This window comes from Calothrix sp. CBUCES-K 9914, assembly GCF_059640475.1.
Map to the genome: position 1 here is coordinate 1 of NZ_JBXXZH010000286.1, position 10,798 is coordinate 10,798.

At 37.8% G+C, this 10,798-nt stretch carries 15 protein-coding genes and 1 pseudogene; 11 read left to right on the plus strand and 5 right to left on the minus strand.

Annotated elements, in window-relative coordinates:
- From nifN to AC2JBO_RS38055, 9 genes are all read left to right on the plus strand, one after another.
- On the plus strand, window positions 1-846 hold an 846-nt coding region (gene nifN / locus AC2JBO_RS38015; protein ID WP_496958818.1), incomplete at its 5' end, for a nitrogenase iron-molybdenum cofactor biosynthesis protein NifN.
- Window positions 847-866: 20 nt separating this feature from the next.
- Window positions 867-1,280, plus strand: coding sequence for a nitrogen fixation protein NifX (gene nifX, locus AC2JBO_RS38020; RefSeq protein ID WP_496958819.1), 414 nt, complete (start codon window positions 867-869; stop codon window positions 1,278-1,280).
- On the plus strand, window positions 1,277-1,753 hold the full coding sequence (locus tag AC2JBO_RS38025) for a NifX-associated nitrogen fixation protein (protein ID WP_496958820.1): 477 nt from the start codon (window positions 1,277-1,279) through the stop codon (window positions 1,751-1,753). The genes nifX and AC2JBO_RS38025 overlap by 4 nt, the downstream gene beginning before the upstream one ends.
- A 51-nt stretch (window positions 1,754-1,804) precedes the next feature.
- Window positions 1,805-2,017: a CCE_0567 family metalloprotein gene (locus AC2JBO_RS38030; RefSeq protein ID WP_019490235.1), complete on the plus strand. Its 213-nt coding sequence runs from the start codon at window positions 1,805-1,807 to the stop codon at window positions 2,015-2,017.
- Window positions 2,014-2,331, plus strand: coding sequence for a nitrogenase-stabilizing/protective protein NifW (gene nifW, locus AC2JBO_RS38035; RefSeq protein WP_496958821.1), 318 nt, complete (start codon window positions 2,014-2,016; stop codon window positions 2,329-2,331). The genes AC2JBO_RS38030 and nifW overlap by 4 nt, the downstream gene beginning before the upstream one ends.
- Window positions 2,332-2,341: 10 nt before the next feature.
- The gene (locus tag AC2JBO_RS38040) at window positions 2,342-3,139 is read left to right on the plus strand and encodes a HesA/MoeB/ThiF family protein (protein WP_496958822.1); all 798 of its coding nucleotides are present in this window, start codon (window positions 2,342-2,344) and stop codon (window positions 3,137-3,139) included.
- 112 nt (window positions 3,140-3,251) lie between these two features.
- Window positions 3,252-3,626: a HesB/IscA family protein gene (locus AC2JBO_RS38045; RefSeq protein ID WP_496958823.1), complete on the plus strand. Its 375-nt coding sequence runs from the start codon at window positions 3,252-3,254 to the stop codon at window positions 3,624-3,626.
- A gap of 116 nt (window positions 3,627-3,742) precedes the next feature.
- On the plus strand, window positions 3,743-4,042 hold the full coding sequence (locus AC2JBO_RS38050) for a 2Fe-2S iron-sulfur cluster-binding protein (RefSeq protein ID WP_496958824.1): 300 nt from the start codon (window positions 3,743-3,745) through the stop codon (window positions 4,040-4,042).
- 540 nt (window positions 4,043-4,582) lie between these two features.
- Window positions 4,583-5,512 (plus strand): heme o synthase, encoded by a 930-nt coding sequence (locus AC2JBO_RS38055; protein ID WP_496958825.1) that lies wholly within the window; start codon window positions 4,583-4,585, stop codon window positions 5,510-5,512.
- Window positions 5,513-5,548: 36 nt separating this feature from the next.
- Here AC2JBO_RS38055 and AC2JBO_RS38060 read toward each other — a convergent pair.
- Window positions 5,549-5,884 (minus strand): annotated as a pseudogene (locus AC2JBO_RS38060) (3-dehydroquinate synthase); the annotation flags it as partial.
- Window positions 5,885-6,561: 677 nt separating this feature from the next.
- Between AC2JBO_RS38060 and AC2JBO_RS38065 the strand changes: the two are divergent.
- Complete coding sequence (locus tag AC2JBO_RS38065) at window positions 6,562-7,182, plus strand: CBS domain-containing protein (RefSeq protein WP_496958826.1); 621 nt, start codon at window positions 6,562-6,564, stop codon at window positions 7,180-7,182.
- 761 nt (window positions 7,183-7,943) lie between these two features.
- On the plus strand, window positions 7,944-8,321 hold the full coding sequence (locus AC2JBO_RS38070) for a hypothetical protein (RefSeq protein ID WP_496958827.1): 378 nt from the start codon (window positions 7,944-7,946) through the stop codon (window positions 8,319-8,321).
- A gap of 40 nt (window positions 8,322-8,361) precedes the next feature.
- Here the strand turns inward: AC2JBO_RS38070 and AC2JBO_RS38075 are convergent, their stop codons facing one another.
- The 4 genes from AC2JBO_RS38075 to AC2JBO_RS38090 form a co-directional block, all read right to left on the minus strand.
- Window positions 8,362-8,823: a hydrogenase maturation protease gene (locus AC2JBO_RS38075; RefSeq protein ID WP_496958828.1), complete on the minus strand. Its 462-nt coding sequence runs from the start codon at window positions 8,821-8,823 to the stop codon at window positions 8,362-8,364.
- 11 nt (window positions 8,824-8,834) lie between these two features.
- Window positions 8,835-9,494, minus strand: coding sequence for a histidine phosphatase family protein (locus AC2JBO_RS38080; RefSeq protein ID WP_496958829.1), 660 nt, complete (start codon window positions 9,492-9,494; stop codon window positions 8,835-8,837).
- A 118-nt stretch (window positions 9,495-9,612) separates the two neighbouring features.
- Entirely contained in the window at window positions 9,613-10,041 is a 429-nt protein-coding gene (locus AC2JBO_RS38085; protein WP_496958831.1) for a hypothetical protein, read from the minus strand.
- A gap of 482 nt (window positions 10,042-10,523) precedes the next feature.
- The coding region (locus AC2JBO_RS38090) for a nickel-dependent hydrogenase large subunit (protein ID WP_496958830.1) at window positions 10,524-10,798 on the minus strand (275 nt) is incomplete at its 5' end.

The window sequence follows — 10,798 nt, forward strand, 5'->3', positions numbered from 1 at the left end:
CAACCAGGAAGAACAATACCACAACAAGTTAATATTTTAGCGAGTTCGGCGTTTACACCCGGTGATATTCAACAAGTTAAAGATATTGTTACTGAGTTTGGATTAGTACCTATTGTTGTACCCGACTTATCAGCTTCGATGGATGGACATTTGGCTGATTCTTGGAGTCCAATTACCGTTGGTGGTACAACTGTAGAAGAACTGCGAAAAATTGGAAGTTCTGCTTTTACTTTGGCATTAGGTGAAAGTACACGTACCGCAGCATCTATATTAGAAGAACGTTTTCAAATTCCCTATGAAGTTTTTACCGAATTAACTGGTTTGCAACCTGTCGATGAATTTATGCAGGCACTATCTGACTTAAGTGGACTTAGTGTACCAGATAAATTTAGATGGCAACGGCGCCAATTACAAGATGCGATGTTAGACACGCACTTTTATTTTGGGCGCAAACGTATATCTTTAGCATTAGAGCCAGATTTGTTGTGGTCAACAGTTCTGTTCTTACAGTCAATGGGGGCAGAAATTCAAGCAGCAGTAACTACAACACGTTCTCCACTTTTAGAGAACCTACCAATTGAAAAAGTAGTTATTGGAGACTATGAAGACTTTGAACAACTAGCAACAGGTTCCGATTTATTAATTGGTAACTCCCATGCAGGAAATGTTGCTAGACGTTTAGGAATTCCATTATATCGTCAAGGAATTCCAATTTATGACCGTCTAGGCAACGGTCAAGTTACAAAAATTGGTTACAAAGGCACAATGGATATTTTATTCGACATTGGCAATATCTTGCTAGAAACAGAAGAAAGAAAAGCCAGAGAATTAAGTTACGAAATGTAATTGATATAATGAGGTTGCCAATGAAGATTGCTTTTACAACAAGTGACCATGTTCATATTAATGCTCACTTTGGATGGGCAAAAGAAATAGATGTCTACGAAATTTCAGATAATGGATATGAATTTATCGAAACACTGAAATTTGAAGGAGAACTAAAACAGGACGGTAACGAAGATAAAGTTACACCAAAACTTGAGGCACTATACGACTGTACAATAGTATATGTTTCTGCTATTGGTGGAACTGCCGCAGCAAAATTGATTAAAAAGGGTGTAACACCAGTTAAAGCCAAATCAGATGACGATAAAATCGACGACATATTAGATAAATTAGTACTAACTCTAAAAGGCAGCCCACCACCTTGGTTACGCAAAGCATTACAGCAAAAACCAACTAGCTTTGAGGATGACTTAGAAGAGGAAACAGTTGTATGAGCGATACAAATAGCGTTAAACCAGATAGTACCTTTGAAGTTAAAAACTCACCATTTCTACAAGCTATTGCACAACAGATTCGCGGTCAAGATACCTATGGTGTTTACCGTAGTTGGTCAGATGAATTACTGCTAAAACCTTATATAGTTAGTAAACCGAAAAAGCGCGAGATACCTGTTGATGGTGATGTTGACCCGATGACTATTAGTCGGATTAATGCATTCTATCGTGCGGCTGCTGCTTGTATTGAAAAAGAAACAGGATTTTTATCGCAAGTCGTTGTTGATATAAATCATGAAGGTTTTGGCTGGATATTAGTCTTCGCAGGTCATCTCATCCTAATTCGTAAAACAATGCGCGACGCTCATCGCTTTGGTTTTGATTCCCTAGAAAAAACTGCTGAAGAAGGCGAGAAGCTAGTTGTAAAAGCCGTAGATATAGCGCAGCGATTCGCAGAAGTCGGAAAACTTTAAGAGTAAAAAGTGCTGAGTGCTGAGTGCTGAGTGCTGAGTATGGAGGTGTGGATGACTCAAGCTAGTGTAGATGTAGAAGAATTAAAGACACAAATTCGGCGCCTAAATAGTAAAGCTGGTCAAATGAAAATGGATTTACATGACTTAGCTGAAGGTTTGCCAACAAATTACCAGCAACTTATGGACGTTGCAGCAGAAACATATGAGATTTTTCGGAAATTAGATGAAATGAAGCAACAATTAAAGCAAATGGAGGGAAAATGAGTAAAGATTTTGAAACCTTTAAGCAAATCGTTGACGCGGAAGAATATTTTAAGTTTTTTGAGCTTCCCTACGACTCAAAACTTGTAAATGTTAATCGTTTACATATTTTGAAAAAGTTTTCTTTATACATTAAAGAAATAGACGAACAAAATCCGAGTTTGAGCTTCGCTGAAAAACTCGATTTATATAGCGCTGCATTGAATAAAGCTTATGAGGTTTTTCTTGACTCAACACCTCAAGAACAAAAGCTGTTCAAAGTGTTTAATCAGAAGCCTAAAAATGTAGTCACGCTGACAGAAATCACTTCTGATTAGGAGGTACAAAGTGATTGACCTAACGCCTACCGAATTGGAACGTTATCGGCGCCAAATGATGCTTCCTAACTTTGGCGAAATGGCACAGAAGCGCCTCAAGTCAGCCACAGTACTTGTTACTGGTGTGGGAGGCTTAGGCGGTACAGCAGCATTATATCTGGCTGTTGCAGGCGTTGGAAAGCTGATTCTAGTTCGGGGTGGTGAGTTACGGCTTGATGATATGAACCGTCAAGTTTTAATGACGGATGATTGGGTCAATAAGCCAAGAGTACTCAAAGCGAAGGAAACGCTCCAAGCTATCAATCCTGATGTGCAAATAGAAGCGGTCTTCGATTATATCACCTCGGACAACGTGGATTCGTTAGTGCAATCTGCTGATATGGCACTCGACTGCGCGCACAATTTTGCAGAACGCGATTTGCTCAACGAAGCGTGCGTGCGCTGGCGTAAGCCAATGGTTGAAGCCGCAATGGATGGAATGGAGGCTTATCTAACTACCATTATTCCTGGTGTGACTCCTTGTTTATCGTGTCTGTTCCCTGAAAAACCTGTTTGGGATAAGCGCGCGTTTGCAGTTCTCGGCGCCGTTTCAGGAACGTTAGCATGTTTAACGGCACTGGAAGCGGTGAAGTTAATTACAGGGTTTAGTCAACCGTTATTATCACAACTGTTGACAATTGACTTAAATAGAATGGAGTTTGCAAAACGACGTTCGTACCGCGACCGTGAATGTCCAGTATGCGGAAATAATGCACCGTGGCGCTATTCCAGTTCTAAGCAAGTTGAAACTACCAGCAATTGTAAGTAAGTGTAGGTAATTCTGATATCCCCCGCACCAATTTGTAGCGTTGATTAACTGTTGCTTTCCTCACGAGCGCTAATTAAAGCAAAAAAGAACTATCTAATAACTAGGAGGACTAATGGCTGTTACCTTGACAGAAAAAGCAGAATCACGGTTACGCTCTTTTTTACTTGGTTCTGCACCTGACACAAAGGCGCCACCAACTAAAGGTATCCGTGTATTAGCGAAAGATGGTGGTTGTAATGGTTACGAATATGGAATGGAAGTCACTTCGTCACCCAAACCCGATGATGTCGTTCTATTGCAAGGTGATGTGCTAATTTACCTTGATGCCAAAAGCGCACCGTTATTAGAAGGAATGGTAATCGATTTTGTTGATGGCGTAATGGAGAGTGGTTTCAAGTTTACAAATCCAAATGCAACAAATACTTGCAGTTGTGGTAAGTCATTCAGCGCAGGTGATTGCACTCCCAAGGGAACACCTTGTACATAACCCATAGATATTAAACTATCTAGTCACTCATCCCTTGCTTTGCTAGTAGCATATTTTTGCTACTCGCGCTAGGGATATAACTTGCCAATTTTTTATTACTCTGAGGAACATGTGAAATGGCTACCTATCAAGTCAGATTAATCAACAAGAAAGAAGAACTCGATACAGTTATCGAAGTCGATGAAGAGACTACCATTTTAGATGGCGCCGAAGAAGCTGGTATCGAATTACCTTTTTCTTGCCACTCTGGTTCTTGCTCTAGCTGTGTTGGAAAGGTAGTTGAAGGTGAAGTGGACCAGTCCGACCAAATTTTCTTGGACGATGAGCAAACGTCTAAAGGTTTCGCGCTGCTTTGCGTTACCTACCCTCGTTCTAATTGCACTATCAAAACCCATCAGGAACCTTACCTAGCATAAACTATTCGTGTAATCACCTAAGAAACCCGGTTTTTGGCTTTTTTTGAAGTCATAGCTTGATATAAGCTGTGACTTTTTTTCGTTTTTAAGTAAATAATTTATCTATAACTAAAATATATCATAACATAAGTTTTATTTAATTAATGCTCTTTTTTTGTTTAATATTTTAATTTTGTAGCTATTTTAACTATTTATCTAGTCGAATACATTAGCATTTATACAATAAAAATTTATATGAAGATAAGCACTGAAGTGCTTACTACGAACAAAGCTCACACCTCTAATGTTATATAGGGTTTATTTATCAAATGTATAAGGTTACTGAATCTTTTGTGTTGTATAAGTATATGCTTCGGACTCTAAAGCGGGATTATGCCAATATCATAAACAAAGTAAATTAATAAATTTAGGTATTTTTACATGTGTATAGTTTCCAATTTATTAAATTGTTAGGTAGATTTAATAGAGCTAGGGAAAAACCAAGTATTAATAAAAATAAGAATTATAAGAAATTGCTGTTTGTATATGAGGAATCAGTAAATGGTACGCATCAGCATTGCGCGCGAACATGGAAATATTCAGCAAGTAATTCAAAGTTACTATGAGCTAACACAACCACGTATTATCCCATTGCTGTTAGTGGTGACGGCTGCGAGTATGTGGATTGCAAGCAATGGTAAAGTCAATCTTATGCTGTTACTCTGGACGCTAATTGGTAGTACATTAGCATCTGCTAGCGCGCAAACACTGAACTGCGTTTATGACAGCGATATTGATTACTCAATGGAACGGACACGACATCGACCAATACCTTCAGGAAAAGTACAGTCAACTCATGCGTTGATTTTTGGTGTTGTGCTTGCTACTGTTTCGTTTTACTTGCTTACAACGTTTGTTAATTTATTAAGCGCACTGTTAGCAATCCTTGGTATTGTATTTTATGTGGTGGTTTATACGCATTTTCTCAAGCGCTGTACTCCACTGAATATCGTTATTGGTGGCGCCGCAGGTGGAATTCCGGCTTTAGTGGGTTGGGCGGCAGTTACAGGTACATTAACACAAACAGCATGGTGGATATTTTTGATTTTGTTTTTGTGGACACCACCACACTGTTGGTCACTCGCATTAATGCTCCGCGACGACTACGCTAAAGCTGGTATACCGATGCTTCCTGCTGTGTCTGGAAATATTGAAACTGGGCGCCAGATTTTTACCTACACAGTTTTATTAATTCTCTGTACATTTCTAATGTATGACCCATTAGAAATGACGGGTGTTTTTTATATCTTTACCGCTTTTTTCCTAGGAGCAGTTTTTCTCCAAAAAGCCTGGGCAGTGTTAGAAAACCCTAATAATCCAAAAACTGCACATAATCTTTTTACTTATTCAATTTATTACATGATACTTTTCTGCCTTTCTATGATTGTAGACAGTCTGCCAATCACGCATCAAATCTTGCAACGGATGTAACGGATGAGTATGGTGGGCACTGCCCACCTTACATAATTAGCTTCTTCCAACTAATACAGATTCAGTTGTTAGGTTATTAGATTCGGCACAATCAATAATATATTGATTTACACCTGCACCCGCGCGTGGATAGTCAGCACATAAACGTTTATGTTCGGCGAGTGCTTCTTCTATTTCATCACGACCAAGGTCATTCATAAAGTGGCAGGTGCCAATTGGTCTAGGCATTGCAGCGCGTAATAAACCATCACGAGTCAAAGTAATAGACTGAGTTGCACGCCAAAGCAATTCAACATCAAGTAGAGGATGGTCGAGTGCAAGACCAATTCGACTCATTAATCCAAGAATACGGTCGCGTTCAGTGGTGGTAATACAGCAAATTTTGGGTATATGAGGTACATGCATAATATCCGAAACGTTGTAGAGACGTTACATGTAACGTCTCTACATGTGTCGCATGAAAACGAAATTTGCTGTATATCCACGACCTTCAGCAATTGTCGCAGAAAGTGCCATGTCAATAATAATAATTATTATATATAGTAGTAAATAATTGTAAAAAGTTTGATATATATACAATATTTATTTAGAGCAAGTTTTAATATTTATTCACGCTATTGGTAATGATTTATTAAAGAATTGATCACAAAAAAATAATTATGATAGCAGCCGAATATTCATAAATTATTTATGATTCAAATTTTATTTGGTGATAGGATAAAAATGTGAGCAAGGTTGGAGCTAAACAACTGAAATTCAATTCATCAGTGTTGAGTTTAGGTTGACATCGAGCCACTCTATAAAACTGATAAATAGGGAGTCAAAGCATAAACTCATCGGTTAAATCTCATAATATTGCGTAAATCGTCTCCTGTAAAAGTCAGTGTTTGTAGGCATTACGTCGATTTATCTATTTCTAAAATAGCAGTTTGATTTTGTCTCAAGGTTTTACTAAAACGTCTCTTAATTTAATTTAATGAGAGCGTTGCAACAAAAGTTGTTTAGTTAAATTTACTTGCTTACTAACCATCATTTAAGGAGCAACAGTTATGCGAGCTAAACATATTATGACCCAAGATGTAGCCACCATTCGCGGTTCAGCGAACGTTGCAGAAGCAGTTCAACTTATGCGATTAAAGGGATTACGCGCTTTAATTGTAGAACCTCGTCATGATGGTGATGCTTATGGAATTGTCACCGAAACAGATATTGCATATAAACTTGTTGCCTATGGCAAAGACCCTCAAAGAACTCATATTTACGACATCATGACCAAACCTTGTGTCATCGTCAATCCTGACCTTGACCTTGAGTATGTTGCAAGATTGTTTGCAAACACAGGAATACGACGCGCTCCTGTTATCCAAGGTGAGCTTCTTGGTATTATCTCCGTCACTGATATTCTTACCAAAGGCAATTTCGTCGAAAAACCAAAACTAATGTTCTTACAAAAAGAACTTCACAAAGCAGTTAGTGACGCGCGCTCAATTTCTGCAAACTACGGCGCCAACTCTAAAAGAGCCATCGAAGCTTGGGACTTAGTTGATGAACTTGAATCTGAAGCTGGTTACTATGGGGCGCCTAAACCAGAAAAAACTGCACGAGAACTATTTGCTGACCAAAACGAAAGCACGTTTACTACCAGTTCACCAGTTGAACAAACTGTTTAATTAATCTTTTCTTTCAAGGTATCCGACTGGAGTATTTCTTCCATCGGGTATTTGAAATAATGCACTGTCTATTCGAGTAATATAGAGACGCTTTACTTAAAGCGCCTCTATAACTGTAAGCTTAAGTGTCGAATAATACCTTGATTGTATCATATTGTACGAATGCAAAGAAATAAAATAAAGATATTTAGGGCAAATTAAGCGAAACAACGAAACAACGGTTAATAATTAAAGATTTTGATAATCTCAGCTTAAACAAGCCAAGTGATAATAGTCATGTGGTGTTGATTGAAGCAATGTTTAGAAGGTGCTGATACCGTTGTCAAAGAATAAATTAATACGGGTGCAGATGTCAATAAGTCTCAATAGTAGTTGCGAATATATATCTAGTACTTGTATATAAATTCGTCTATTAACTTTGGTGGAATTATTTATTACCTATATATAGTATATTTAGACTCTTTTTTTTTTAGATTTATATCTATTATTGGATTTATTATATGTTCAGGTGCATCAACACAACCTACCACTATTTAAAGACAATTCCTAAAATAGGACAATCTACCTAAAGTAAGAAATATATTTTTGTTGATTGAATTGATTATGTTGGACAAAATGTACTAAACCATCGCTGCTATAAAGGAATAGAATTCTACTTCATGCTGCCAGGTGGTTAAAACTCGGTTCAATTCACTGAAAATATAATAATTTTAGTTAGAGAAATAAGTTGAAAACTAACACCAATCATCAAGACGAAAGATATGGCAAGAAACTTTTTTAACCAAGACGATTCGCATCCAGTTCAACTCACATCAGCAGACATTATCCTACGTCAACAGCTTGAACATTCAATAGGTAAATATTTTTATAACGGTTGTGACCGTAGTATCTTAGATTTGCTGTCAGCATGTCGATGGTATGTAGCTACAATTTCTGGTGTTTTAACTTTAGTAATTGAATGTCCTGACCAAATTACTAATTGGCAAATACTGCGAAAAATGGTACCTATGGCTAAATTACTTAAGCAGGTTGTAAGTAGTGCAAAAATTCGTGTTTGTCCACCTGAAGGACAAGGATTACCTTTTGAAATGCGTGTTGATGAATTAGGAGTTTACAGAGAATATAAAGAAGGCGCCTAAGTCTTCTAACTAAATATCCTAACTAAATATCCTGAATATTTTATTCACATAAACTATTAACTATCTCCTCAAACACAATATTTGCTGCACTTTGGACGGCAGGACTTAACACCCACCCAAAATTTAGATTTGCTGCTTCGATTAAGTAGACTGTTACATCTGTTGGAAAACTCGATTGAAAAATTTGGCGCCCAGAGGCAATAGCATTATCCCAACGAAAATCATGCAAGCTATAGCTACGAGCTGGTAGTGTCTCTAATTCTTCTCCGGGAACTTTATATACGGCGCCAGGTTGGGAACCAGTTGAACTTGCATCAATGATTATCAACTTTGTACAACCACGAGCAAGAAACATAACCTCAATTCCACCTGTACCACAATCATATACACGCACGTTAGAATTGGGGTTTTGCTCTAAATAGTGCTGCAAACGTTGAGCAATTATAACACCAACAGCATCATCACTGCGGTTAAAATTTCCGCAACCGATTATTACAAGCATAGGACAGTAATTTAATCAACATTACTTAGAGCAGTTAAATCTACTAAATGTGAAGTATGTATCCCACTTAGCCATATTTCTTGATTATGGCTATGTAATTTTAAAATGGCGCCGTTGGGAATTTTAAATAAATCGAGTAAAACCTTAACTTGCTGCATACTCTCAACACTCGCTTCAAAACTTTTGAACAAAAGTGACCATAAAAATGCTCGCATGAACATTCCGTGAGTGAATACAGCGACAAATCCTTGATCAAGATTTAGAATTTGCCTTTCCAAGTTATTTACTCGACTTACCATTTCTGCAAATGATTCGGCGCCTTCCCCATCTATATAAAAAGGGTCACAACGCTGCCAGTATTCCTCAGCCATTGGAATTCGTTCAGCAAGGGTTGTGTTTTTACGACGCGCGGTTGCCAAATAATTAAATTCCTGAACTTGCCACTCGGTATGTGGAGTCGAAGGAAATCGTTCGATAGTGGGTTGAGCCGTTTGCTTAGTTCGCAGGAATGGAGAAGTGACGATTAACTCCGGTTGCTGAGAAAATGATACAGCAATTTGTTTTGCTTGCTGGTGCCCTTTCTCAGTTAGCTTAATATTTACCTGTTCATCAGTAGGTAGTCCCGAATTAGCTTCGCTTTCTCCATGTCGAATTAACCATACTGTAGCCATTGTCGCCCATTCCCCAATGATTGTCAGGGAATGGTATCACGAGGTTGGGTGTTTTGTATGCTACTTAAACAGCAAACAAAGTAATTTGTATGTACTAACTAAGGTAATGCATCATCGTTTACGTATTCAAATCAACGTTATATTTTTTAGCGATTTCGCCTAGTTTATCGAACTGTTCTTGTTCAGCTTGGGCTAGTTTTTCATCGGCTGTAAGAAGATTTTTTGGTCCTTTGGGAACTAAGTATTTAATGTAAAGCGAAATAAAATCAACTACAATTGCTATTCCTTGTAGTCCATGACTATCTGCTTGCTTACCTGCTGCTAGGGCAGCCATACCTCCTTCAATAGTATTTCTTGTTGCTTGTATAAACTGGTCTACAAGTTCCTCTATATAATATGGTGGTTCAAGGTTAAGTAATCTACTATTGTCAGTTACCAATTCAAAACCAGCTTCCTTTGCTTGTTCCAGCACACACCACTCAGTAAATTCTTTAAGTGCTTCATCCGACAGGCGAGGAAGATAAGGATGTAATTCTAATTTAGACACAAGCATTCCTTTATTATTGTGGTTTAAATGGCTTTTTTGTTTTACAGATGCAACCGCCCCAATATCAAAATCCATTTTTAACTATTCAAATTTCATTTTCTGTATTTTTTGCAAACCTGTATAAATCATTTTATTTGTCAAGGGGTACTTTGATTGGTTGTAGCACAGGTATCCCGACCTGTGCAGTCATGTGATAATATTTACTATAAAGACACAGAGTATACAGATCGTAAAAATTATATCGTCGTAGAGAGGCGATTAAATCGCGTCTCTACAATGTGGAGATTTTACAACTGGTTTAGGAATATTATATTAGTATAATTTAATTGCTAAATTACTTAAATTCAGTACTTATATTGAGCGAAAGTCGGATTTTTATTTTTATTATGAGTATATATTTAAACTAAACTCTCGTGGTCTCTGTGGTAAAAAATATGTTATTGCACAGGCAGGGATGCCTGTGCGACAACACAACTAAATTGTTATGCAGTTCTAAAACGTGCTAATTCTTCACCAGTTTTAGCATCATGAGCATGAACCGTACAAACGAGACACGAGTCAAAAGAACGCGCGACATGTCCCACTTCAATAGGGTCAGTAGGGTCTTGAACTGGAGTACCAATCAACGCTTCTTCAATTGGACCACGCATTCCTTGACTATCGCGCGGTCCAATGTTCCAGTTACCAGGTGTAATAATTTGGTAGTTCTTAATTTTACCACCTTGAACATCTATCCAGTGACACAAGGCGCCGCGTG